This window comes from Streptomyces sp. NPDC058579, assembly GCF_042718575.1.
Lineage (GTDB): Bacteria > Actinomycetota > Actinomycetes > Streptomycetales > Streptomycetaceae > Streptomyces.
Genome location: NZ_JBHXPI010000029.1, coordinates 1 through 23,522, shown reverse-complemented (window position 1 = coordinate 23,522; position 23,522 = coordinate 1). Strand labels below are relative to the sequence as shown.

Here is a 23,522-nt window from a genome sequence, read left to right as displayed (position 1 = left end):
GGCTCCGTCAGCCCTTCTGGCGGGCCCGCCGGGCCGGTCGCGCGCTCTCCACGGGGGTCTCCAGGTGGCCTGTGGCCAGGCGGTTCAGTGCGCGCACCAGCACCTCGCGCTCGTCGTCGGGCAGCGAGGCCAGGGCGTTCTCGTGCACCCCGTCGACGATCTTCTGGCTCTTCGCGGCGACCTTCGCCCCCTCCTCGGTGACCGCGATGATCCGGGCCCGCCGGTCGGCGCTCGACGGCCGGCGCTCGGCGAGCCCGGCCGCCTCCAGGGCGTCGACGGTGACGACCATCGTGGTCTTGTCCATGTCCCCGATCTCGGCCAGCTGCGCCTGCGTGCGCTCCTGCTCCAGGGCGTGCACGAGGACGCAGTGCATGCGCGGGGTGAGCCCGATCTCCCCGAGCTCGGCGCTCATCCGCGTCCGCAGGACGTGGCTGGTGTGGTCCAGGAGGAAGGAGAGATCGGGCTCGGTGCGGGTGGGTGCCATGGCTGTCATGTCAGCCAGGGTAGGTGAAGTCGGTCTGTCGCGGATTATCAGGAAGCGGACGAGAGGGGGTCTGGGTCCTGGCCCTCGCGGTGGCCGCCCCGGCCCCCGCCCTCGCCCCGGCTCAGGAGTTCGGTGATCCGGAGGAAGCCGTCGCCGCCGTGGCCCTCCGCGATGGCGCGCCGGGCGAGGCCCTCGGCCGCGCGCATCACGCCGGCGTCGATGCCGTGCGCCTCGGAGGCGTGCACGATGTGGGTCATGGACGAGGCCGCCGAGGTGAGCGGGTTGCCCGCGCCCGAGAAGATCCCGCCGTCCACGTCCTCGGCGCTCTCCTCGAAGATCGGCGGCAGGATCGCGCCGATGCCCCGCGCGAACGGCGCCAGGTCCCCCGCGCTGATCCCCTCCGCCCGCGCGACCGCGAGGGCGTGGGCGTACCCGGCCATGGCGGTCCAGAAGATGTCGAGCAGCGCGATGTCGTACGCCGCCGCCCGGCCGGGGTCCTCGCCGAGATGGGTGTGGGTGCCACCGAGGGTGTCCAGTACGGGACGGTGCTCGCGGTACAGCTCCGCCGGGCCGCTGTGCAGGAACACCGCGTCAGGGGTCCCGATGGTGTACGTAGGGGTCATGATCGCCCCGTCCAGGTAGCGGACGCCGTGCTCGGCCGCCCAGGCGGCGGTGGACCGGGCCCGGTCCGGGGTGTCGGCGGTCAGGTTGACCACCGTCCGCCCCTTGAGCGCGCCGGTGACCGCCTCGCGCCGCAGAACGGCGTCCACCGCGTCGTAGTTCACGACGCAGACCACGGTCAGCGGGCTCGCCGCGACCGCCTCCTCGACGGAGCCGGCACCGGTCGCGCCCCGCGCGACCAGCTCCCGCTCGCGACCCGGCGTCCGGTTCCAGACGGTGGTGCGTACCCCGGCGTCCAGGAAGGCGCCCGCCAGGGCCCGGCCCATCGGCCCGAGGCCGAGTACGGTGACGGTGGCGGTGACGTCGGACTGCTCAGTGGGTGAGGGCATGGTTCAACTCCCGTAAATACAGTGATGATCAGTGACAAAGGGGGCGAGGGTGACGCGCGGTCGGGCCCAGGACAGGGACGTCTGTGGAGTGACCGCGGCGATCGCGGTCATCGACGGCAAGTGGAAGACGACCCTGCTGTGGCTGCTGGAGTCGGGTCCGCGCCGCCCGGGCGAACTGCGCCGCCTCCTGCCCGGCCTCAGCGAGAAGGTGCTGACTCAGTCGCTCCGCGAGATGGAGACCGACGGGCTGGTGCACCGGCAGGTGTACGACACGCTTCCGCTGAAGACCGAGTACTCCCTGACGGAGTTCGGCGGGCAACTGGCGACGGCGCTCGCGCCCCTCTCCGACTGGGGCCACCGCCGCCTGGAGAAGCTCACGGAGCACGCCCGGCCCGCCGAGATGCGCTCGGCCGCGTCCTGACGTATTCGCACCGCAACCTCCCCTCCGTTCCGTCGGCCTCACCAGGTTCGCCGCTCGGCCGGTCGTCGCCAAGTACCCACAAAAAAGTGGCTACATGGGGGATGCGCGTACGGGGCAGCTGAAAGCCCCCGGAAAACAGAAAAGGCAAGGAGGACGAGCCCCTTGCCACTCTCAAGATATAGCGCATGGGGGGCCTTGCGGCAAGGCCCCCGGTGTGGTGCAGAATCATCGACCTGAGCCGGATGCTTCCTTATTGTCCGTATTTCCTGCTCTGTTCGACAGCACTCTGGGGGACCCATGTACGACGTCGACGTGATCGTGGTCGGTAGCGGACCGACCGGCCTGATGCTCGCCGCCGAGCTGCGCCTGCAGGATGTGCGCGTGGCCGTTCTCGAGCGGGACACGGAGCCGACCGAGGTGGTCCGCGCGCTCGGCCTGCACGCGCGCAGCGTCGAGGTGATGGACCAGCGCGGCCTGCTGGAACGGTTCCTCCCGCTCGGCAAGCAGCACCCGCTCGGCGGCGGGTTCTTCGCCGGTATCGACAAGCCCGCGCCGCACCTCGACACCACGCACCCGTACGTCCTCGGCATTCCGCAGCCCATTGTCGACCGCCTGCTGTCCGAGCGCGCCGTCGAATTGGGCGCGGACATCCGGCGCGGTTGCCAGGTGGTCGGACTGAGCCAGGACGAGGACGGTGTGACCGCCGAACTCGCCGACGGCACACGGCTGCGCTCGCGCTACCTCGTCGCCTGCGACGGCGGCCGCAGCACCGTACGCAAGCTGCTCGGCGTCGCCTTCCCCGGCGAGCCCAGCAAGGTCGAGACGCTGCTCGGGCAGATGGAGCTGACCGCCTCGCCCGAGGAGCTCGCCGCCGTGATGGTCGAAGTCCGCAAGACGCAGAAGCGGTTCGGCGTCATCCCCTTCGGGGAGGGGGTGTACCGCGTCGTCGTGCCCGCCGAGGGCGTGTCGGAGGACCGCACGGTCATGCCGACCTTCGAGGAGTTCAAGGAGCGGCTGCGGGCGGTCGCCGGCACCGACTTCGGCGTGCACTCGCCGCGCTGGCTCTCCCGCTTCGGCGACGCCACCCGGCAGGCCGAGCGCTACCGCGTCGGCCGGGTGTTCCTGGCGGGCGACGCCGCGCACATCCACCCGCCGGCCGGCGGGCAGGGCCTCAACCTCGGTATCCAGGACGCGTTCAACCTGGGCTGGAAGCTGGCGGCGGAGGTCGACGGCTGGGCGCCGGAGGGCCTCCTCGACACGTACGAGGCCGAGCGGCACCCGGTGGCCGCCGACGTGCTGGACAACACCCGCGCGCAGATGGAGCTGATGTCCCTGGAGGCGGGCTCCCAGTCGGTGCGTCGGCTGATCGCGGAGCTGATGGACTTCGAGGAGGTGAACCGGTACCTGATCGAGAAGGTCACCGCGCTCGGTGTCCGTTACGACTTCGGCGCCGGCCACGCGCTGCTCGGCCGGCGCCTGCGGGACGTCCAGCTGAAGCAGGGGCGCCTCTACGAACTCACCCGCAGCGGCCGGGGCCTGCTGATCGACCGGACCGGCACCCTCTCGGCGACGGGCTGGGCGGACCGCGTCGACCACGTCGTCGACCCCGCTGAGGAGCTCGACGCCCCCGCGGTCCTCCTCCGCCCGGACGGCCACGTGGCCTGGGCGGGCGAGAACCCGGAGGAACTGCGGGCCGCCCTGCACCGCTGGTTCGGCACGGCGACGACCGGCTGACGGCTACCCGGCGGCCGCGTGGTCGTGCTGCTCCTGGCCGGCGCCGACGGGCAGCACCAGGGTGAAGGACCGGGCAACGGTGAAGACGGTCGGCTCGGGCAGGCCGAGCGCCGCCAGTGCGGCGGAGGCGGCCTCGTGCCGCTCGCCGTTGACCCGGACCTCGGCCTGCACGGCGCCCGGGGCGCCGCCGTAGAAGACCCGGACACCGTTGAACCAGGGCGACTCCAGGTCGGCGGTGAAGGTGTGGGCGATCTTCCGGAGCACGTCCGCCTCCAGCAGTGCCTCCTGGAGGCGGAGGTTCTCCTGGGTGGAGAGCCCGTAGGCCAGCACCCCCGAGGTGATGGACCGCCATCCCGGCACGCCGTGCTCCTCGTCGGGGCCCCGGTTCTCGGCGAACCGCCCGCGCCCGTCGAGCAGTTCGAGCAGGCAGGCGCCGGCGGAACCGGCCCAGACGTCGGCCGCGTCGCGCGGGGTGGTGACCACCACGACGCAGTCCACGAAGCAGGGAACGTCGGGCTGGATGCTCACGTCCGGGAAGACGACCAGGTCGTGGTGCCCGTCGTCCCCGTGCCCCATCGGTGCGACACCGATGGCCCAGCCCCGCGGGCTGAGCAACGAACTGCCCTTGAACTCGGCGCCCGCCGTGGAGCCGGGAGCGACCTCCTCCAGAGCTTCCCGGACCAGGGCGAGAAGCTCCAGGTCGGGCAGTCGGCCCTTGGTGGGCTTGGTGGGCTTGGTGGGCTCGGTGGGCTCGGTGGGCTCGGTGGGCTCGGTGGGTTCATTGGATTCGGTGGCGCGGCGGCGACGGCGTATCCAGGGCATGCGGGGATCATACGGAGACGGTGCCGGTGGGCCACCTGCGTTTCCCGGCTCGCTGGACGTCGTAAGGGCCGCCGCGCGTGGAGCGCGATGCCGCGTTCGGGGCGCGATCCGCGTATGAGGCGCGACACTATTGCAAGCGGGTGCTTGCAATAGTTAGCGCGGGGTGGCATCTTCGCAGCATGGCATCACTCAACGTCGGCAATCTTGGCGAGTACCTCCGTGAGCAGCGGCGCACCGCGCAGCTGTCGTTGCGGCAGCTCGCGGAGGCCGCCGGGGTGTCCAATCCCTATCTGAGCCAGATCGAGCGCGGCCTGCGCAAGCCGAGCGCCGACGTGTTGCAGCAGGTCGCCAAGGCGCTGCGGATCTCCGCCGAGACGCTGTACGTGCGGGCCGGGATCCTCGACGAGAAGGAGCGGGACGAGCTGGAGACGCGCGCCGTCATCCTGGCCGATCCCTCGATCAACGAGCGGCAGAAGCAGGTGCTGCTCCAGATCTACGACTCCTTCCGTAAGGAGAACGCCGCAGAGGCAGCGGAGGCCGCAGAAGCAGCCACCGATCAGGCGGCCAACGATCAGGCGGTCGCCGACCAGGTGGCCTCGGGGAACGACGCCGCTTCCGATGCCGAACCCACCGCGAGCTAGTACGTGACATTCCGGAGGACCACCACCATGGCCATCATCGAAGAACTGCGTACCCCCCTCTACTTCGCCGCCGGCACCGCCGACCTCGCCGTCCAGCAGGCCAAGAAGGTCCCCGGCCTGATCGAGCAGATCGCCGCCGAGGCGCCCGCGCGGATCGACGCCGTGCGCAACACCGACCCCAAGGTCGTGCAGGAGAAGGTGACCGACCGGGCCAAGGAGGCCCAGGCCACCGTCCAGTCGAAGTTCGCCGAGGTCGTCGGCAACCTCGACACCGACCTGAAGAAGCTCGGCGAGACCGCCCAGGACCTGGCCCTGCGGGGCGTCGGCGTCGCCGCCGAGTACGCGGTCAAGGCGCGCGAGAAGTACGAGGAGATCGCCGAGCACGGCGAGGAGGCCGTCAAGGCCTGGCGCGGTGAGGTGGCCGAGGAGATCACCGAGATCGCCGTCGTGGTCGAGCCCGAGCCGGAGACGAAGGCCGAAGCGAAGGCCGAGGTTCCGGCCCAGGACTCCGCCGCGGCCGACGAGCCCGCCAAGAAGGCCCCCGCCCGGAAGACCTCCGTCCGCAAGCCGGTCGCCAAGAAGACCGCCGGCGCCACCGACAAGTAAGCCAGGGCACCAAACAGGGTGTCCGGTGCGTTGTACCGGGTACCTTGGCCGCGAGGCGGTTCATCCACTGACGAGGCGGTTCAGATATGTTGCGCGACGGATTCGACCTGGGTATCACGCTGGTGGTCGGGCTGTTCTTCCTCGTCTTCGCCGTCGTCACCTTCGTCTTCGCCGCCATGGCGCGCGAGGATGCCTACCGCGCGGCCGACAAGCAGACCAAGAAGTTCTGGCTGATCATCCTCGGCATCAACCTGGTCCTGAACCTGGTTCTGGACATGCTCTTCCTGCAGATCGCCGGCGTCATCGCCGCGATCGTCTTCATGGTCGACGTCCGGCCGGCCATCAAGCAGGTCTCCGGCGGAGGCGGCGGACGCCGTGGCGGGTCCAGCAGCGACGGGCCTTACGGGCCGTACAACGGCGGCCGGTAGCAGCGAACGGAACGTGGAGCCAAAGGGTCCGAGGGATCCGAAGGGTCCAAAGGGGTCCAAAGGGTCCGAAGGGTCCGGGGTTTTCCCCGGGCCCTTTCCAGTGCCTGGGGTTATCCCCGGGCCCTTTCCAGTGCCAGGACCGCCACGTCGTCCGTCAGCTCGCCGCCGTTCAGCGACCGCACCTCCGTCACCGCCGCCTCCAGCAGGTCCTCGCCCCGCAGGCCCTCCGCCAGCTGCCGGTTGATCATCTCGACCATCCCGTCCTGCCCGAGCCGCGGCGAGCCCGGGCCCGCCGAGCGGCCCTCGATCAGGCCGTCCGTGTACATCAGCAGGCTCCACGCCCCGCCCAGCTCCACCTGGCGGCGCGGCCAGCGGGCGCGCGGCAGCAGGCCGAGCGCCGGGCCGCCGTCCTCGTACGGCAGGAGCCGTGCCGGGCGGCCCCTGCGGGCGATCAGCGGCGCGGGGTGGCCGGCCAGGCAGAGGCCCGCCCGGCGGCCGTCCGGGGCTATGTCGACCGTGCAGAGCGTCGCGAAGATCTCCTCGCTCTCCCGCTCGTGCTCCAGGACCTGCTGGAGCGTGGAGAGCAGCTCGTCCCCGCACAGCCCCGCGAAGGTCAGCGCCCGCCACGCGATGCGCAGCTCCACTCCGAGCGCGGCCTCGTCCGGGCCGTGCCCGCAGACGTCGCCGATCATCGCGTGGACCGTGCCGTCCGGCGTACGGACGGTGTCGTAGAAGTCCCCGCCGAGCAGGGCGCGCGAGCGGCCCGGCCGGTAGCGGGCGGCGAACCGCAGGTCGGAGCCCTCCAGGAGCGGCGTGGGCAGCAGCCCGCGCTCCAGACGGGCGTTCTCCTGGGCCCGCAGCCGCGACTCGGTCAGCTTCACCTGGACCGCGTCGGCCCGCTTGCGCTCGACGGCGTACCGGATCGCCCGGCTCAGCAGCCGGCCGTCGAGCTCCTCGCGGAAGAGGTGGTCCTGCGCCCCGACCCGTACCGCCTCCGCCGCCAGCTCCGCGTCGGCCGAGGCCGCGAGCGCCAGGACGGCGTGGCGCGGGGCGAGCCGCAGGATCTGGCGCAGGGGCGCGAGCGGGTCGTCACCGGACGCGCGGGGGCCGGGCAGGGCCAGGTCGACCAGGACGCAGTGCACGTCGTCGGTGAGCAGCCGCTCCGCCTCGGTCAGGTTGCGGGCGGTACGGATGCGGACGCGGGTCCCGTCCCGGTCGTCGAGCATCTCGGGCACGGCGAGGGCGCCCGCCGGGTCGTCCTCGACGACCAGCAGGGTGAGATCGGTGCCGGAGCCGGTGCCTGTCGCAGCGGTGGCAGCGGTGACAACAGCGCCGGGCGCGGCCGCAGAGACGATTCTCTGGCGCGGTACGGGTACGGGCATCGGTCGCGGATTCCTTCCCTCCCCCCGAGGGCGCGGCGGGGCGACGAACGACGTCCCGCCAGACGGGGACCATAGCGGTAGCGCACGGGGGAGCGGAATGGTGATCAGGGTACGAGCACCGAAGAGCCGTTGGCATATGCCGCGCATGGGGAGGTTGTTGCCCTCCCGGTCATGACGAACATCACGCCGCCGGGGTGAGCGCCGTCACCCCGAGCGCGCCCCCCAGAGCGCCTCACTCCGGGCGGACCACGCCCAGGATCTCCATCGAGCCCGCGCCCGCGAGCGTGACGTCCCGGCCCGGGCGCGGCGCGTGCACGATGGCGCCGTTCCCGACGTACATGCCGATGTGGCTGGCGTCCTTGAAGTAGACGATCAGGTCACCGGGCCGCATGTCCTTGATGTCCACCTTGGGCAGCAGCCGCCACTGCTCCTGCGAGGTGCGCGGAATGTTCCGGCCGGCCGTGCCCCAGGCCCGCTGGGTCAGCCCGGAGCAGTCGTACGAGTCCGGGCCCTCGGCCCCCCAGATGTACGGCTTGCCGATCTGCGCCGTCGCGAACTCCACCGCCCGCTTGCCCTGCGGTGTCGCCGTGGTGTTCAGGCCCTTGAGGACGCCGGTGTTCACCCAGGCGGTCTGCTGCCGGTACTGCTCCTGCTCCTCCAGGCGCCGCAGCCGCTCCAGCTCCTCGGCCGCCAGAGTCGACTCCAGCTTCTTCGCCGCGGCTATTTTGTCGTTGATGTCCTTCTTGGCCGTCGCCTGCTTGACGCGGTTGGCCTCCAGCTTGGTCCAGTTGGTGCCCGCGTCCTTGGCGTAGACGGTCAACTGGGCCTGGGTCCGGGTCATTTCGGCGATCAGGTCCTTGGTGGCCTTCTGGCCCTCCTTGAACCTGCCGGCGTTGTCCAGGAAGAGCTGCGGGTCGTCGGTGAGGACGAACTGCGCGCCGTCGGGCAGGCCGCCGTTGCGGTACTGGGCGCGGGCCGCGGCGCCCGCCTGGGCCTTGAGCGAGTCGATCTTCTCGTTGCCGGCCACGATCATCTGGGCCAGCCGCACGATCTCGGCGGACTGCTCCTTGGTCTGCTCCTCGGCGAGGTTGTACGCGTCGGTGGCGGCGGCCGCCTGCCGGTACAGGCCCTCGATCTCCTTGCGTACCTCTTCGAGGGTCTTCTTCGGCGCGGCGGGCGCGGCGGGCGCGGCGGGCGCTCCGGGGGGCAGCGGAGCAGCCGAAGCTCCGAGCGTCAGCGCGGGTGAGGCGAGCACCGTCAGGGCGCAGACCACGGTGATCGCGGCGTTGACACAGCGGCGTCGGTTCACAAGCTCCCCCTCGTACGGCCCGCACCCGTATCTCGTACGTCGCGTACCGCGTACTGCTCGTAGCCGGTATCTGATTTACCGTCAGTAACTTGGTGGCGACCTTGGCGATAGTGCCACGCGTGGCCTCAAAGCGACAGGGGATACCGGGCCCTGTCGGGTCACTCTCCCCCAGACGGGACGGGTGGGAAGGGAGTTGCGTTCCCGATCGACCGGGAATTCACCGGCAATTGGTCCTTCAGCGGGGCGCCAGTGCCTCCCAGCGGACCGTCACCTCGCCCTGGCGCCGACGCCGGTGCCCGTCCGTCAGGGGCCAGTCCGCCGCCAGGTCGCGCACGGCCCGGATCCAGCGCTGCCGCGCGCCCAGCGAGGCGTACGGGGCGGCGGCCGCCCACGCCCGGTCGAAGTCCCGCAGGAACGCGTGGACCGGCTCGCCCGGCACGTTGCGGTGGATCAGCGCCTTCGGCAGCCGTTCCGCGAGGTCCGAGGGGCGGTCGAGCGAGCCGAGCCGGGTCGCGAAGGTGACCGTCCTCGGCCCGGACCGGTCGAGCGCGACCCACACGTGACGGCGCCCGATCTCGTCGCAGGTCCCCTCGACCAGCAGCCCGCCGGGCCCGAGCCGCGCGCACAGCCGCGCCCACACCGCGGCCACCTCGTCCTCGTCGTACTGCCGCAGCACGTTCGCGGCCCGGATCAGCGCGACCTCGCCCGGCACCGGGACCTCGAAGCCGCCGTGCAGGAAAGTGAGGCCCGGGCGCTCGTACGGCTTGGCGGCGGCGACCCGGGCCGGCTCGATCTCGATGCCGACGACCTCGGTACGCGGATCGGCCGTCCGCAGTCGCGTCAGGAGCTCCACGGCGGTCCAGGGGGCGGCCCCGTACCCCAGGTCGACGGCGACGGGCGGCTCGGCGGAGCGGCGCAGTGCGGGGCCGTGGGTGGCGGCGATCCAGCGGTCCATGCGGCGCAGCCGGTTCGGGTTGGTGGTCCCGCGGGTGGCCGTGCCGACGGGGCGGGGCACGACGGGGCGGGTGGTGCGCGGGGCCATGCAACGAGGGTACGGGCCGGTGCCGGGCGGCGGTGCCACGCCGCCCGGCAGGGCAATGAATTGGCAAAGAGGAAATGGATGGCGTGATTCCGGCGTTGTCGCCCCTGAAGGGTGCGCCGCGCGCGCCGCCTTCGCCGTGCCCGCTACACCGCATTACCTGCCAGACCGCTTTGCCCGCTCCACCGCAGTGCCCGCTCCCCCGCTCTACCCGCTAAGCCCCCACCCAGTGGAAGGACCGTCGACGTGAGTCAGTACGTGTCCCGGCTCGCCGGCTCCCTGGCGACGCCGCCCCGACTCCGGCTCCCCGGACGTCACCGGAGCCCCCGCCGGGTGGCCATGCTCAGCGTCCACACCTCGCCCCTCCACCAGCCGGGCACCGGCGACGCCGGCGGCATGAACGTGTACATCGTGGAGCTGGCCAGGCGCCTCGCCGCGATCAACATCGAGGTCGAGATCTTCACCCGGGCCACCACCGGCGGCCTCGCCCCGGTCGTCGAGCTCGCGCCGGGCGTACTCGTACGGCATGTGGACGCGGGGCCGTACGAGGGCCTCGCCAAGGAGGAGCTGCCGGCCCAGCTCTGCGCCTTCACGCACGGCGTGATGCAGGCCTGGGCGGGCCACCGTCCCGGCCACTATGACCTGGTCCACTCCCACTACTGGCTCTCCGGCCACGTCGGCTGGCTCGCCGCCGAGCGCTGGGGCGTCCCGCTCGTCCACGCCATGCACACCATGGCCAAGGTCAAGAACGCGGCGCTCGCGGAGGGCGACACGCCCGAGCCCACGGCCCGGGTGATCGGCGAGACGCAGATCGTCGACGCCGCCGACCGGCTGATCGCCAACACCGCCGAGGAGGCCGACGAGCTCGTCCGCTTCTACGACGCGGACCCGGCGAAGGTCGCCGTCGTCCACCCCGGCGTGAACCTGGACCACTTCCGCCCGGCGGACGGCAGGGCCGCCGCCCGCGCCCGCCTCGGGCTGCCCGCCGACGCCTTCATCCCGGTCTTCGCCGGCCGGATCCAGCCCCTGAAGGCCCCCGATATCCTGCTGCGGGCCGCGGCCCAGCTCCTGGACCGCGATCCGTCCCTGCGCTCGCGCATGCTCGTGCCGATCGTCGGCGGGCCGAGCGGCAGCGGCCTCGCCAAGCCCGAGGGGCTGCAGAAGCTCGCCGCCCGGCTCGGCATCGCGGACGTCGTCCGCTTCCACCCGCCGGTCGGCCAGGACCGCCTCGCGGACTGGTTCCGGGCGGCGTCGGTGCTGGTCATGCCCTCGTACAGCGAGTCCTTCGGCCTGGTCGCCATCGAGGCGCAGGCGGCCGGGACCCCGGTCGTCGCGGCGGCGGTGGGCGGCCTTCCGGTCGCCGTACGGGACGACGTCACCGGCTTCCTGGTCCAGGGCCACGACCCGGCCGACTACGCCCGCGCGCTCGGCCGCTTCCTCGCCGAACCGACGCTGACCGACCGGATGGGAGCGGCGGCGGCCCGGCACGCGGAGTCCTTCGGCTGGGACACGGCGGCCTCGGGCACGGCGGACGTGTACACGGCGGCGATGCACGATCACCGTCGTCGCGTACGCTCGCACCATGGCTGAGCGGGCTGAACGGGCTGAACAGGGCGAAGGCGCACGACGGGTCATCGAGGACACGTTCAAGGACGCGGAGCTGGAGTGGGAGTCGCCCGAGCCGGGCTCGTACGTCGTCAAACTCCCCGGCACGCGCAAGCTCTTCACGACGCTCTCCCTCCGGGTGGGCCGGCACTCCCTCTCGCTGAACGCCTTCGTCATCCGTCACCCCGACGAGAACGAGCCGGGCGTCCACCGCTGGCTCCTTGAGCGCAACCTCAAGCTGTACGGCGTGAGTTACGCGGTCGACGGCCTCGGCGACATCTATCTGACCGGCAAGCTGCCGCTGGCCGCCGTCACCCCGGAGGAGCTGGACCGGCTGCTCGGCTCGGTCCTCGAAGCGGCGGACGGCTCCTTCAACACGCTGCTGGAGCTGGGTTTCGCGAGCGCGATCCGGCGTGAGTACGAGTGGCGGGTCTCGCGCGGCGAGTCGACCCGGAACCTCGACGCGTTCACCCACCTGACCCAGAAGTCGTAAGCGACGAACGCGCGTACAACCCCTTCCTTACCGCGCCAAGGCCGTGCCATGCTCACCGCCAACGCAGATCTGAACATGGTTCACATCTATGAATGCGAGGCGGGCTCATGGGAATCAGCAGGAGACAGTTCGTGGGCGGCGCGGTGGGAGTCGGGGTCGCGGCGACGACGACGGGCTTCACGCCGTCCCGCCCCGCTCCCGCACACCCCGCCCCCACCCGCACCGCCGCCCTCTGGCGCGAGTACGCCGACGCCCCCTACACCCACCCCCAGATCCCCTACGTGGGCCGAGCCGGCGCCCGCAGAGGCGCCACCCGTCTCGGCCGGCCGCCGGTCGTCGCGAACGTCCTCACGTACGGGGCCGTCCCCGACGGCTCCGCCGACTCGGCCGCGGCCATCAACCGGGCGCTCGCCGAGGCGGGGGAGCGCGGCGGCGGCACGGTGCTCGTCCCGCCGGGGACGTACCGCATCGACGACTTCCTGCACATCGGCCACAGCGACGTGGTGCTGCGCGGCGCGGGCTCGGGCCGTACGAAGCTGATCGCGACGAAGAACCTGACCGAGCTCATCGGTGCGTACGGTTCGCGCTACGGCGGCGACAAGTCGTCCTGGTCCTGGGCCGGTGGCCTGATCTGGCTCGCCCCCAAGGCCCGGCACGCCTCCCTCGTCGCGGCGATCCGCGCCAAGGCCTGGCCCTTCGAGGGCTGGACCGGCAACAAGCGCGACGAGTGGGAGACCCTGACCACCGTCCGCCCGGCCAGGCGCGGCGACTGGACGATCACGGTCGACGACCCGTCAGCCGTACGCCGAGGACAGGTGGTTCTGCTCCGCCTCGCGGACGACGCCGGCCACACGCTCCTGGAGCACATGGCGGGCGGCGGCGCCGGCCCCGAGTCGTACCACTGGGACGACAAGACCAAGCTGACCTCGTACGTGCCGCACGAGTGGCCCGTCCGCGTGGTCTCCGTACGGGGCCGCAAGGTCACCCTGGAGCGCCCGCTCCCGCTCGACGTGCGCCCGGAGTGGGACCCGCGCCTGACGACGCTCGCGGAACCGCTCACCGGCTCGGGCGTGGAGGGCCTCACCCTGGAGGCGGTCGAGACGCCGCAGTCGGCGCACCTCCTGGACAAGGGCTACAACGGCGTCACCTTCCAGTGCGCGTACGACTGCTGGGCCGAGGACATCGTCGTACGGCACGTGGACAACGGCTTCGGTCTCGTCGCCGCCTCCGCCTGCACGCTGCGCCGCACCCGGGTCGAGGGGCGCGGCTCCCACCACCCATACTTCTGCCGCGAGGGCGCGCACGACAACCTGATCGAGGACTTCCGCATCGCGGCCCGTACGGTCCCGGCGCCGGCGGGGACGCAGCTCCACGGCATCAATGTGGAGGGGCTCTCCAGCTACAACGTCTGGTCGCGCGGGGTGATGGAGATGGGCACCTTCGACACGCACCGGGGCATGCCGTTCGCCAACGTACGGACGGAGATCACGGTCGAGAACAACGGCCGGCACGGCGGCGACGCCTCGGCGGGCCCGCTGTACGGCGCCCGGTTCACGCACTGGAACGTGACGGTGACCAACGGCCGGGCGGGCCTGGTCAAGATCGACACGATCGCGCCGTACAGCGCGACGGTGGGGATCAGCGAGGTCACGGAGTTCGACCAGATCGACGTACCGGACTTCACGGGCGAGCTCCACGCGCGCGTGGAGGCGTACGGGACTCCGGGGACGGTCCGCCCCCGGAACCTGTACGAGGCACAGCGGGAGTTCAGGCGCTGACGGAGGGGGTGCCGGTCTTCTTGTCGACGGAGGCGGCCGGACTGTCGGCGGGGTCGGGGGCGGGGTCGGGGACGGTGTCCTCGTCGAGGACCTTGCGGAGCCGGGTCACGTACCCGATGGCGGCGAGGGTTCCGATGACGCCCGTACCCATCCAGAGGAAGTCGGGGCCCGGCCCGTCGACCACCCATCCGGCGAGGATCGGGGCGAGGAAGCCGGACAGCGCCCAGGACATGCCCATGACGCCCTGGTAGCGGCCGCGGGCGTGTTCGGGGGCGAGCTTGGCGGTGGCGGCGGCGTTCGTCGGGACGTGGACCATCTCGCCGATGGTCCACACGACGACGGTGACGGCGAAGACGAGCGGGGTGCCGGCCAGGGCGGTGGCGCCCGTACCGACGGCGAAGAGCAGCGAGGAGACGGTGAGCAGCATCGCGGGGGAGCGCTTGTCGGTCACCTTGTTGACGAGCAGCTGGAAGGCGACGATCACGACACCGTTGACGGCGATGACGGCGCCGTACGCCGAGGGTTCGAGCCCCGTGGCCGCCATGGAGAGCGGCAGGCCGACCCAAGGGGCGGTGAAGACGAGGCAGATGAGGAGGTTGAGGAGGACGAGCGTACGGAACGGGGCGTCGCGCAGGACGTCGAGGACGCTCACGCGGTCCTTCTCGACGATCTCGCCTGCCTGGTTCCGCTTGGCCTCGGGGCGGGTCTCGGGGAGGCGCAGGAAGACGATGAGGGCGCAGAGGGTGACCGCGACGGCCTCGACGACGAAGAGGGTGCGGTAGCCGAGGAAGATCGCGGCGCCGCCGCCGAGGGCGGCGACGGCGAAGCCGAGGTTCAGGGCCCAGTAGTTGAGGGCGAAGGCGCGGCGGCGGTCGTGCTCGGGGACCATGTCGGTGATGGTCGCCTGGATGGACGGCCGGACGGCCTGCATGGAGACGCCCATGAGCAGGACGACGGCGGCGACGCCCCAGGCGGTGGTGACCAGGGCGAGGGCGGCGGCGCAGGTGGCCGTCACCAGGTGCATGGTGACCATCGTGGGCCGGCGGCCCCACTTGTCGGTGAGGGTGCCGCCGAGCGGGGAGCCTGCGACGCCGCCGAGGCCGTGCAGGGCGACGACGAGCCCGGCGAACCAGGCGGAGTGGCCGAGCTCCTGGGTCAGGTACAGCGACAGGAACGTCAGGACGAAGGCGCCGGTCCGGTTGACGAGGGTGGAGAGCCAGAGCCACCAGAAGCCACGGGGGAGACCGGAGACGGTGGCACGGGCTGATCGTCTGAGCGAGTCGAAGGACATGTGTGGCGAGCTCCCGTGCCTGTAAGTGTCGCTATGCAGACACGTAACTTACGAGCCGGGCCTTCCCGGACGCCAGTGAATTGACGGCGACCGTCAACCGTCCACGGACTGTCCGCGGTGCGCGTGGGGCCCCTGCCGTCGTTTAGGCTCGGACGCATGGCCGACGCACCGTACAAGCTGATCCTCCTCCGCCACGGCGAGAGCGAGTGGAACGCGAAGAACCTGTTCACCGGCTGGGTGGACGTCAACCTCACCGAGAAGGGCGAGAAGGAGGCGGTCCGCGGCGGTGAGCTGCTCAAGGACGCCGGCCTGCTGCCCGACGTACTGCACACCTCCCTCCAGAAGCGCGCCATCCGCACGGCGCAGCTGGCGCTGGAGTCCGCGGACCGTCACTGGATCCCGGTCCACCGCTCCTGGCGCCTGAACGAGCGGCACTACGGTGCGCTCCAGGGCAAGGACAAGGCGCAGACGCTCGCGGAGTTCGGCGAGGAGCAGTTCATGCTCTGGCGCCGCTCGTACGACACCCCGCCGCCGGCGCTCGAGGACGGCACGGAGTTCTCCCAGTCGGCGGACGCGCGCTACGCGACGATCCCGCCGGAGCTCCGCCCCCGCACGGAGTGCCTGAAGGACGTCGTCGACCGGATGCTCCCGTACTGGTACGACGGCATCGTCCCGGACCTCCTGGACGGCCGCACGGTCCTGGTCGCGGCCCACGGCAACAGCCTCCGCGCCCTGGTCAAGCACCTGGACGGCGTCTCGGACGAGGCCATCGCGGGCCTGAACATCCCGACGGGCATCCCGCTGGTCTACGAGCTGGACGAGAACTTCAAGCCCCTGAACCCGGGCGGCACGTACCTCGACCCGGAGGCGGCTGCCGCGGCGATCGAGGCGGTCAAGAACCAGGGCAAGAAGAAGTAGGTAACGCGATCAAGCCCCTGACCTGCGCACATGGCGCAGGTCAGGGGCTGTCGTGTGCTCTGGGCCCTGGCGCCGCCGACCCCAGGGTCGGCGGCGCTCACCTACGACGGCCCGTCAGAAGAAGTACGAGCCGTCGACTGTTCCATCCGCGTTGTGGCTGGCGATGAACTCGCCCCCGGCCTGGGCCGGTTCGAGGTTGGCGAAGTCAACGGCATCCCACCAGTAGGCGAAGCCGGTGACCGCGATCCACACCGCGCCCGGGGCCGCGTCCTTCTCTTTGCTGCGGGACCTCTTGAGGTCGCGGGCTTCATCGATCGACATAGCCATGGAGCACCCTTTCGAGATGACTGACAGTGATCGAATAGTAACGCACTGTGACGGGTATCGGCGTAATAGGCGCGCGGCAATTGCCCCATCGCGTAGGCCGGAGCACGCAAGGCGAAGAAGAAGCGGCCGAAGTGGTCCAACGGTTCGCCGGGGATCTCGTACAACCAATCGAACCGATCATGAGTCTGATTCGGGCACGGCATCGCCGTGTCCGATCTTCTTGTGGGGGTTCACCTTGCAGTTCCGTTCCACCGGTACCCGTCTCGCCACGGCCATCACCGCCGTTCTCGCCGTCACGGCCCTCGGTGCCGGCACGCTGGCCACCGCGCCGGCCGCGTTCGCGGCCACCCCGGGCGCCGTCCGGGCCGCGGACGACCAGCCCGCCGCCCTTCCCTCCTTCCCCGAGGACTCCGAGCTCGGCGGTACGGGCGCGACGGGATTCTTCATGTACTCCTTCCCCGGCGACAGGACCCGGGAGGTGCACTGGACGCCGTACGCGGGTGGCGCGGCGACGCAGCTGCAGCTGCCCGAGGGCGGTGGGTTGGCACGGTCGGGAACTGACGTCGTCGCCATCGGAGACGACGGCTTCACCTCCGAGATGCGCTCCCTGACGCTGCGGAACATGGCCGACCCGTCCGCCCCCGGCGTGGACATCGACCTCCGCGCGCTCGACGCCAACTTCGTGGCCGTGGTGAGCCCGACGAGCGTCCTCGCGCAGGTGACGAAGGCCGACGGCACGGCGGAACTGCACGTCGTGACCAAGGACGGCACCACGACGACCACCCGCAAGATCTCGGGGCTGCCCGCGGACGCCACCCACTTCCACACCAGCGCACCGGTCAAGGGCGGCGTCGCCTTCGTCGGGTACGAGCAGGGCCCCGCGGACTTCCGGAACGGCGGCCGTGCCGTGATCGACGTGGCGGCCGGGACGGTGTCCGAGACGTACTCCGCCGTCGAGGGTGGGTACGGCTTCAGGGGCCTGTCGTTCTCCGATTCGCACGTGGCCTGGTTCGGCCACGACATCGACCTCGGATACATCATCACCTCCGTCGACCGCGCCACCCGGGAGGTGAAGCGGACCGCCCTGGGCGACGACGAGGAGTGGCACCACCAACTCGTGGGCGGCTGGCTGGTGTACGGCAACGCCTGGCAGCGTCTCAAGGCCGTTTCCCTGACCACCGGCGAGACCCGCGTCCTCCTCGACAGCGGATCCAGAGTGTGGGCCGCTGCCGACGGCAGCGCGGTGGTTCAAGGCAAGAGGGCCGCCGACGGCGCGGGGCTGTTCCGTATCGCGGCCGCGGCGGACGGCACCCCGACGGTCACCAAGGTCGCCGAAGAGGGCGAGCCGCTCGGTGTGAAGTTCCGGGACGTGCACTTCCCCGACGTGGCGAACCTCGACCAGACCGGCGGCACCGTGACGCTGGGCTGGACGCTGTCCCGTCCCAACGTCCGCCTGGACGTCGCTCTCATCCACGACGCCACGGGCAAGGAGTTCCGGACGCGGGTGGCCGCCCCGGCCTCCGGTTCCCGGTTCGACTTCACCTGGGACGGCACCATCGACGGGGTGGACGCACCGAACGGCAGGTACAGCGTGACGGCCCACGCGACACCGCTCGACGGTGTCGGATCGTCCGTCACCCAGGACGCGGCCATGCTCCTCGCCCGCACGCCCAACCCGCACGACTACACCAGCAACGGCTCCACCGACGTCCTCGCCCGGGACGCGGCCGGCGTGCTGTGGCGGGACGACCTGCGGGACCGGCCCGTGGGCGGCCAGGTCAAGCCCGCCCAGCGCACCAAGATCGGCGCGGGCTGGAACACGTACAAGCAGATCGAGGCCGTCGGCGACCTCAACGGCGACAAGGTCGGCGACCTCCTCGGACTCGACAGCGCCGGCGTGCTCTGGCACTACCTCGGCAAGGGCGACGGCACCTTCACGACCCGCGCCCGCGTCGGCGCCGGCTGGGGTGTGTACAACCAGCTCACCGGCGGCTCGGACCTCAACGGGGACGGCCGCGCCGACCTCGTCGCCACGGACACCACCGGCGTGCTGTGGTTCTACAAGGGGACGGGCTCCGCCACCGCCCCCTTCGCCCCCCGAGTGAAGGTCGGCGCCGGCTGGGGCGCCTACAACCAGATCACCGCCGTCGGCAACATCGTCGGTTCGGCAGCCGGTGACCTCGTCGCCCGCGACAAGGACGGCATCCTCTGGCTGTACCAGGGGACGGGCTCCGCCACCGCCCCCTTCGCCCCCCGAGTGAAGGTCGGCGCCGGCTGGGGCGCCTTCAGCCAGCTCGTCGGCGCGGGTGACCTCGACAACGACGGGCGCCCGGACCTGATCGCGTACGGAGCGGGCGGCACGTCCGTCTACCGCTCCACGGGCTCCGCCACCGCGCCCTTCAGCCGCCAGGCGACGCCGCTGTACGCGGGCGAGGGCACCAAGTTCAACAACATCGCCTAGTACATGGCGAAGTGAACGCGCGGAACACACGGAACGCGCGGAATGGCCCCCTCCCCACGGAGGGGGCCATTCCCCTTCGAAAAGCCCGTTGTTGCGGCACGGAGCATCGCGTAATGTCGCGTCCGTGATCACCGGATCGGCGACTCTTCGCCACACACGGATGGGTCAGCCGGTGGAAGGCTGATCCCGCAGCGGGGGTGCGTACGACACCCCCACCGTTCGGCACGTGGACCTCCCTGGGCAGTGCACCCCACCGCCCCACCCGAGTCCACTCGTTCCCGCCCTGCCGAACACACAGCGAGGTCTTCCACCCATGGCAGTCAGCTTCAACCACACCATCATCGCGTCCAAGGACAGCACCGAGTCCGCCCGCTTCTTCCGCGAGCTGCTCGAACTCCCCGAGGCCCCGTCCTGGGGGCCGTTCGTCAACGTCCAGCTCGCCGACGGCGTCCTGATCCAGTTCGCCACGCCGCCCGGCGTGACCGAGATCCAGATGCAGCACTACGCGTTCCTGATCGACGACGAACTCTTCGACCGCGCGTACCAGCGGCTCTGCGACGGTTCCGTCGAGCACTGGGCCGATCCGCAGATGCGGCTCCCGGGCGAGATCAACCACGGGCACGATGGCCGAGGGGTGTACTTCAAGGACCCCGCCGGTCACTTCTTCGAGCTGATCACCAGCCCGTATATCTAGTACCTAGATCCCCAGAGATCTAGCTAGCCTCCGTGCCATGGCTCACGACACCGACGACACCGCACTCCCGGCGCTCCGGCTGGAGAAGATCACCCCCGCCAACGTCGAGGCCGCGCTCGCCCTGCGCGTCCATCCCCACCAGGAGAAGAACGTCTCCTCCGTCGCGCACTCGCTCGCGGAGGCGTACGCCTTCGGCGCGACCGCCTGGCCCCGGCTCATCCTGGACGGCGACGAGGTCGTCGGCTTCCTGATGGCCTTCCTGGACATCCAGTGGGCCCCGGAGAGGGACCCGGACGACCGGCGCAGCGGACTCTGGCGGCTCAACATCGCCGCCGGCCGGCAGGGCAAGGGGTACGGGCGTTTCGCCGTCGAGGCCGTACGCGAGGAGATACGGCGGCGCGGCGACGGCGGGCCGTTGTCGACGTCGATGTACGTGACCTGGGAGCCGGGCGAGGACGGGCCCGAGGGGTTCTACCTCGGGCTCGGCTTCCGTACGACCGGGGAGACGAGCGGCGGGGAGACCGTCGGCGTCCTCGACGTCTAGGGCCTGTCGGCGCACGCGTGGCCCCGCCCGGAGAAAAGCGGGCGGGGCCACGCGCGTTCCTCAGGCCTCAGACCTCAGGCCCTCACAGCCATGGGCGGTCAGGACCTCACGGCCTCAGGAGCAGCCCCCGCACTGGCACGACCCGCCGGACTGGCAGCCGCAGCCGCAGCCCGGGCCGCAGGCGCAGCCGCTGAGACTGAGAACGGGCAGGAGCACCGCGTCGTGCGGGATCGCCTGCTGGGTGTCGGTGGTGGCGGTATCAGCCATGGGGTCCCTCCTCGGAGGCGTATGTCGCCTCTCCCCATTGCATGCCCACCCCCCTGGGCGCATCAACGGCGCACAGGAGTGCGAACGCCACCCGCCCCGTCACCCGCCGCGGGCTACGCGCCCTCGACCGGCGAGTCCGACTGCTGCAGCTCGTCCGCGTGCTCGCCCGTCACCAGGTACACGACGCGCTTCGCCACCGACACCGCGTGGTCGGCGAACCGCTCGTAGTAGCGGCCGAGCAGCGTCACGTCGACGGCCGTCTCGATGCCGTGCTTCCAGCGGTCGTCGATCAGGTGCTGGAAGAGCGTCCGGTGCAGCAGGTCCATCTCGTCGTCGTCCTGCTCCAGCTGGAGCGCCAGGTCGACGTCCTTCGTGATGATGACCTCGGCAGCCTTCGCCATCAGGCGCTGCGCCAGCTGACCCATCTCCAGGATGGTCGCGTGCAGGTCGCGCGGGACCGCCGAGTCCGGGAAGCGCAGCCGCGCCAGCTTCGCCACGTGCTGCGCCAGGTCGCCGGAGCGCTCCAGGTCGGCGCTCATGCGCAGCGAGGTCACGACGATCCGCAGGTCCGTGGCCACCGGCTGCTGGCGGGCCAGCAGGGCTATGGCCCGGGCCTCCAGGTCGTGCTGCAGGTCGTCGACCTTCTGGTCCGCGGCGATCACGCTCTCCGCGAGCTTCAGATCCGCGTCGAGCATCGCCGTCGTGGCGCGCCCGACCGCGGAGCCGACCAGGCGGGCCATCTCGACCAGGCCTTCGCCGATCGAGTCAAGTTCCTCGTGGTACGCGTCCCGCATCGATGTCCCTCTCTCACTGATGTCCGGGGTCCCCGTCGGGCTCGGACCCCCACGCTCCCACGTTCGGGCCCCTACGCGTCCGCAGTCTCCACCCGAAGTGAATGAGCTCTTTCGCCCCGGTGAACTCTGGGCGACGCAGGCCGTCCCTCGGTTCGGTCCAAATGAACCAGCACGGTCCCCACGGTGAACTCTGGGCGACGACTGTTCGAGCAGCCACTCGGACGGCTGGGAGAGAGTCTGTCGTGCCGCATAACCTTGAGGGCATGGACGTGAACGCGGCGGTTGCCGCATTGGCCGCGATCGCCGGGGTGTGCACCGGCGTGATCGCCATGCTGGCGTTCCGCTGGAGCGAGCGCGACCAGGCGCGACCCACCCGGACCTCCCTGCACACCGACGCCGTGCTCCCGCCCGGTGTCGACACCGTGCTCTCCGTGCTGCGCTCCTCCGCGGTCGTCCTCGACGAGAGCGACTCGGTGGTCAAGGCCAGCTCGGCGGCGTACGCCCTCGGTCTGGTCCGGGGCGGAAAGCTGGCCGTCGAGCCCATGCTCAACATGGCCCGCGACACCCGCCGCGACGGGGAGATACGGCAGGTCGAGCTCGACCTGCCCCGGCGCGGCACCGGACGCGGCGAGGCCCTCGCGGTCTCCGCCCGCGTGGCCCCGCTCGGCTCCCGCCTGGTGCTGCTCCTGGTCGAGGACCTGACCGAGGCCCGCCGTATCGAAGCGGTACGGCGCGACTTCGTCGCCAACGTGAGTCATGAGCTCAAGACTCCGACAGGAGCGCTCTCCCTGCTCTCCGAGGCCGTCATGGACGCCTCGGACGACCCCGAGGCGGTCACCCGCTTCGCCGGCCGCATGCAGATAGAGGCGACCCGCCTGACCAACCTCGTACAGGAACTCATCGACCTCTCCCGGGTGCAGAACGACGACCCGCTGGAGGACTCCGAGCCGGTACGGGTGGACGAGCTGGTCGCCGAGGCCATCGACCGGTCCCGGCACACGGCCTCCACCAAGCAGATCACCATGGCCTCGAATGTATGGCCGCCCGAAGGGCTCGAACAGGGTGGTGGTGGGCGACGGGAGGGCGGCACCGCCGACCTGCACGTCTGGGGCAGCCGCGGCCAGCTCGCCGCCGCCCTCGGCAACCTCGTCGAGAACGCCGTCAACTACTCCCCGGCCCGTACGAGGGTGGGCATCGCGGCCCGCCGCGTGGCCGCCCCCGGCGGCGACCTGATCGAGATAGCGGTGACCGACCAGGGCATCGGCATCTCCGAGAAGGACCGCGAGCGGGTCTTCGAGCGCTTCTACCGCGTCGACCCGGCCCGCTCCCGTGCCACCGGAGGTACGGGGCTCGGCCTGGCCATCGTCAAGCACGTGGCCGCCTCGCACGGCGGAGAGGTCACGGTCTGGAGCACCGAAGGCCAGGGCTCCACCTTCACCCTGCGGCTGCCCGAGGCGGGCGCCGTGCGGGACCGCCGCTCTTCCGCCTCCACCTCCCCCATCCCTGATCTCATGACCGAACCGCTCCCTGCCCCGGAGGTCCTTCCGTGACCCGAGTGCTTGTCGTCGAGGATGAGGAATCCTTCAGCGACGCCCTTTCGTACATGCTCCGCAAGGAAGGCTTCGAGGTCGCGGTCGCCGCGACCGGGCCCGACGGCCTCGACGAGTTCGAGCGCAACGGGGCGGACCTCGTCCTCCTCGACCTGATGCTGCCGGGCCTGCCCGGCACCGAGGTGTGCCGCCAGCTGCGCGGCCGCTCGAACGTCCCGGTCATCATGGTGACCGCCAAGGACAGCGAGATCGACAAGGTCGTCGGGCTGGAAATAGGAGCCGACGACTACGTGACGAAGCCCTTCTCCTCGCGGGAGCTGGTCGCCCGCATCCGCGCGGTCCTGCGCCGCCGCGGCGAGCCGGAAGAGGTCACCCCCGCCGCCCTGGAGGCCGGCCCGGTCCGGATGGACGTGGACCGCCACGTCGTCACGGTCTCCGGCGGCAAGGTCGACCTCCCGCTCAAGGAGTTCGACCTCCTGGAGATGCTGCTGCGCAACGCGGGCCGCGTGCTGACCCGTATGCAGCTGATCGACCGCGTCTGGGGCGCGGACTACGTGGGCGACACCAAGACCCTCGACGTCCACGTGAAGCGCCTCCGCGCCAAGATCGAGCCGGACCCGGGTGCCCCGCGCTACCTGGTGACGGTCCGCGGCCTGGGCTACAAGTTCGAGCCGTAAACCGCGAGCCGTGGACCCGGCCCGAGCCCGGCACGGCCGGACGGAGGCCGGCACAGCGTGCCGAAGCCTGGGAGGCCCCCTGGGGCCGAGCAGTGCGAGGTGCGCACGCGGGAATGGGTTCGAACCCGACCCGGGTGCCCCGCGCTACCTGGTGACGGTCCGCGGCCTGGGCTACAAGTTCGAGCCGTAAACCGCGAGCCTTACGCACATACGGGAGGGGCGGGCCGCTGGATCACTCCAGCGGCTG

At 71.2% G+C, this 23,522-nt stretch carries 24 protein-coding genes; 14 read left to right on the top strand and 10 right to left on the bottom strand.

The window, feature by feature from the left end; translation table 11 throughout:
* Window positions 1-7 precede the first annotated feature (7 nt).
* Complete coding sequence (locus tag ACFWRO_RS26315) at window positions 8-493, bottom strand: MarR family winged helix-turn-helix transcriptional regulator (RefSeq protein ID WP_384513862.1); 486 nt, start codon at window positions 491-493, stop codon at window positions 8-10.
* Window positions 494-531: 38 nt separating this feature from the next.
* A complete protein-coding gene (locus ACFWRO_RS26310) occupies window positions 532-1,494 on the bottom strand; it encodes an NAD(P)-dependent oxidoreductase (RefSeq protein ID WP_384513860.1) in 963 nt (320 codons plus the stop codon).
* A 49-nt stretch (window positions 1,495-1,543) separates the two neighbouring features.
* Here ACFWRO_RS26310 and ACFWRO_RS26305 point away from each other — a divergent pair, with 49 nt between their 5' ends.
* Both ACFWRO_RS26305 and rox read left to right on the top strand, forming a co-directional pair.
* Window positions 1,544-1,915 (top strand): winged helix-turn-helix transcriptional regulator, encoded by a 372-nt coding sequence (locus tag ACFWRO_RS26305; RefSeq protein ID WP_384513859.1) that lies wholly within the window; start codon window positions 1,544-1,546, stop codon window positions 1,913-1,915.
* A gap of 297 nt (window positions 1,916-2,212) precedes the next feature.
* Window positions 2,213-3,649 carry a rifampin monooxygenase gene (gene rox, locus ACFWRO_RS26300; protein ID WP_384513857.1) on the top strand — a complete coding sequence of 479 codons (1,437 nt, stop codon included), beginning with the start codon at window positions 2,213-2,215 and terminating at the stop codon, window positions 3,647-3,649.
* Window positions 3,650-3,652: 3 nt separating this feature from the next.
* Here the strand turns inward: rox and ACFWRO_RS26295 are convergent, their stop codons facing one another.
* Window positions 3,653-4,471, bottom strand: a complete 819-nt coding sequence (locus ACFWRO_RS26295; RefSeq protein ID WP_384513855.1) for a DUF6348 family protein — start codon at window positions 4,469-4,471, stop codon at window positions 3,653-3,655.
* A gap of 179 nt (window positions 4,472-4,650) precedes the next feature.
* Here ACFWRO_RS26295 and ACFWRO_RS26290 point away from each other — a divergent pair, with 179 nt between their 5' ends.
* The 3 genes from ACFWRO_RS26290 to ACFWRO_RS26280 all read left to right on the top strand — a co-directional run bounded on the left by ACFWRO_RS26290 (window position 4,651) and on the right by ACFWRO_RS26280 (window position 6,146).
* A complete protein-coding gene (locus tag ACFWRO_RS26290; RefSeq protein WP_384513853.1) occupies window positions 4,651-5,112 on the top strand; it encodes a helix-turn-helix domain-containing protein in 462 nt (153 codons plus the stop codon).
* 27 nt (window positions 5,113-5,139) lie between these two features.
* Window positions 5,140-5,718, top strand: coding sequence for a hypothetical protein (locus ACFWRO_RS26285; RefSeq protein WP_384513851.1), 579 nt, complete (start codon window positions 5,140-5,142; stop codon window positions 5,716-5,718).
* An 86-nt stretch (window positions 5,719-5,804) separates the two neighbouring features.
* Window positions 5,805-6,146, top strand: coding sequence for a DUF2516 family protein (locus ACFWRO_RS26280; RefSeq protein WP_384513849.1), 342 nt, complete (start codon window positions 5,805-5,807; stop codon window positions 6,144-6,146).
* Window positions 6,147-6,256: 110 nt separating this feature from the next.
* On the opposite strand, the gene ACFWRO_RS26275 is transcribed toward ACFWRO_RS26280, so the two are convergent.
* The 3 genes from ACFWRO_RS26275 to ACFWRO_RS26265 form a co-directional block, all read right to left on the bottom strand.
* The gene (locus tag ACFWRO_RS26275; RefSeq protein WP_384513848.1) at window positions 6,257-7,528 is read right to left on the bottom strand and encodes a PP2C family protein-serine/threonine phosphatase; all 1,272 of its coding nucleotides are present in this window, start codon (window positions 7,526-7,528) and stop codon (window positions 6,257-6,259) included.
* Between the two features lie 232 nt (window positions 7,529-7,760).
* Window positions 7,761-8,837 carry an NlpC/P60 family protein gene (locus tag ACFWRO_RS26270; RefSeq protein ID WP_384513846.1) on the bottom strand — a complete coding sequence of 359 codons (1,077 nt, stop codon included), beginning with the start codon at window positions 8,835-8,837 and terminating at the stop codon, window positions 7,761-7,763.
* A gap of 235 nt (window positions 8,838-9,072) precedes the next feature.
* Window positions 9,073-9,879: a class I SAM-dependent methyltransferase gene (locus ACFWRO_RS26265; protein ID WP_384513844.1), complete on the bottom strand. Its 807-nt coding sequence runs from the start codon at window positions 9,877-9,879 to the stop codon at window positions 9,073-9,075.
* A gap of 243 nt (window positions 9,880-10,122) precedes the next feature.
* Between ACFWRO_RS26265 and mshA the strand changes: the two genes are divergently transcribed.
* From mshA to ACFWRO_RS26250, 3 genes are all read left to right on the top strand, one after another.
* Entirely contained in the window at window positions 10,123-11,466 is a 1,344-nt protein-coding gene (mshA, locus tag ACFWRO_RS26260; RefSeq protein WP_384513843.1) for a D-inositol-3-phosphate glycosyltransferase, read from the top strand.
* Window positions 11,459-11,974, top strand: coding sequence for a YbjN domain-containing protein (locus tag ACFWRO_RS26255; RefSeq protein WP_384513841.1), 516 nt, complete (start codon window positions 11,459-11,461; stop codon window positions 11,972-11,974). Before mshA ends, ACFWRO_RS26255 begins: the two co-directional genes overlap by 8 nt.
* Window positions 11,975-12,081: 107 nt before the next feature.
* Window positions 12,082-13,752, top strand: a complete 1,671-nt coding sequence (locus ACFWRO_RS26250; RefSeq protein ID WP_384513839.1) for a glycosyl hydrolase family 28-related protein — start codon at window positions 12,082-12,084, stop codon at window positions 13,750-13,752.
* Here ACFWRO_RS26250 and ACFWRO_RS26245 read toward each other — a convergent pair.
* Window positions 13,742-15,043, bottom strand: coding sequence for an MDR family MFS transporter (locus tag ACFWRO_RS26245; protein ID WP_384513837.1), 1,302 nt, complete (start codon window positions 15,041-15,043; stop codon window positions 13,742-13,744). The genes ACFWRO_RS26250 and ACFWRO_RS26245 overlap by 11 nt on opposite strands.
* A 156-nt stretch (window positions 15,044-15,199) precedes the next feature.
* On the opposite strand from ACFWRO_RS26245, the gene ACFWRO_RS26240 reads away from it, so the two are divergent.
* A complete protein-coding gene (locus ACFWRO_RS26240) occupies window positions 15,200-15,961 on the top strand; it encodes a phosphoglyceromutase (protein ID WP_384513835.1) in 762 nt (253 codons plus the stop codon).
* A gap of 114 nt (window positions 15,962-16,075) precedes the next feature.
* On the opposite strand, the gene ACFWRO_RS26235 is transcribed toward ACFWRO_RS26240, so the two are convergent.
* Window positions 16,076-16,282 carry a hypothetical protein gene (locus ACFWRO_RS26235; protein ID WP_384513833.1) on the bottom strand — a complete coding sequence of 69 codons (207 nt, stop codon included), beginning with the start codon at window positions 16,280-16,282 and terminating at the stop codon, window positions 16,076-16,078.
* Between the two features lie 241 nt (window positions 16,283-16,523).
* Here ACFWRO_RS26235 and ACFWRO_RS26230 point away from each other — a divergent pair, with 241 nt between their 5' ends.
* From ACFWRO_RS26230 to ACFWRO_RS26220, 3 genes are all read left to right on the top strand, one after another.
* A complete protein-coding gene (locus tag ACFWRO_RS26230) occupies window positions 16,524-18,749 on the top strand; it encodes an FG-GAP-like repeat-containing protein (protein ID WP_384513831.1) in 2,226 nt (741 codons plus the stop codon).
* A 313-nt stretch (window positions 18,750-19,062) separates the two neighbouring features.
* Window positions 19,063-19,443 (top strand): VOC family protein, encoded by a 381-nt coding sequence (locus ACFWRO_RS26225; RefSeq protein WP_384513829.1) that lies wholly within the window; start codon window positions 19,063-19,065, stop codon window positions 19,441-19,443.
* A 37-nt stretch (window positions 19,444-19,480) separates the two neighbouring features.
* Complete coding sequence (locus tag ACFWRO_RS26220; protein ID WP_384513827.1) at window positions 19,481-19,987, top strand: GNAT family N-acetyltransferase; 507 nt, start codon at window positions 19,481-19,483, stop codon at window positions 19,985-19,987.
* Window positions 19,988-20,101: 114 nt separating this feature from the next.
* Here the strand turns inward: ACFWRO_RS26220 and ACFWRO_RS26215 are convergent, their stop codons facing one another.
* The gene (locus ACFWRO_RS26215) at window positions 20,102-20,254 is read right to left on the bottom strand and encodes a hypothetical protein (protein WP_384513825.1); all 153 of its coding nucleotides are present in this window, start codon (window positions 20,252-20,254) and stop codon (window positions 20,102-20,104) included.
* Window positions 20,255-20,367: 113 nt separating this feature from the next.
* Window positions 20,368-21,048 carry a phosphate signaling complex protein PhoU gene (gene phoU / locus ACFWRO_RS26210; protein ID WP_384513824.1) on the bottom strand — a complete coding sequence of 227 codons (681 nt, stop codon included), beginning with the start codon at window positions 21,046-21,048 and terminating at the stop codon, window positions 20,368-20,370.
* Window positions 21,049-21,311: 263 nt separating this feature from the next.
* Between phoU and ACFWRO_RS26205 the strand changes: the two genes are divergently transcribed.
* Together ACFWRO_RS26205 and ACFWRO_RS26200 are read left to right on the top strand one after the other, a co-directional pair.
* A complete protein-coding gene (locus ACFWRO_RS26205) occupies window positions 21,312-22,598 on the top strand; it encodes a sensor histidine kinase (RefSeq protein WP_384513822.1) in 1,287 nt (428 codons plus the stop codon).
* Complete coding sequence (locus tag ACFWRO_RS26200; RefSeq protein ID WP_017242433.1) at window positions 22,595-23,275, top strand: response regulator transcription factor; 681 nt, start codon at window positions 22,595-22,597, stop codon at window positions 23,273-23,275. Before ACFWRO_RS26205 ends, ACFWRO_RS26200 begins: the two co-directional genes overlap by 4 nt.
* The last annotated feature ends 247 nt before the right edge of the window (window positions 23,276-23,522 follow it).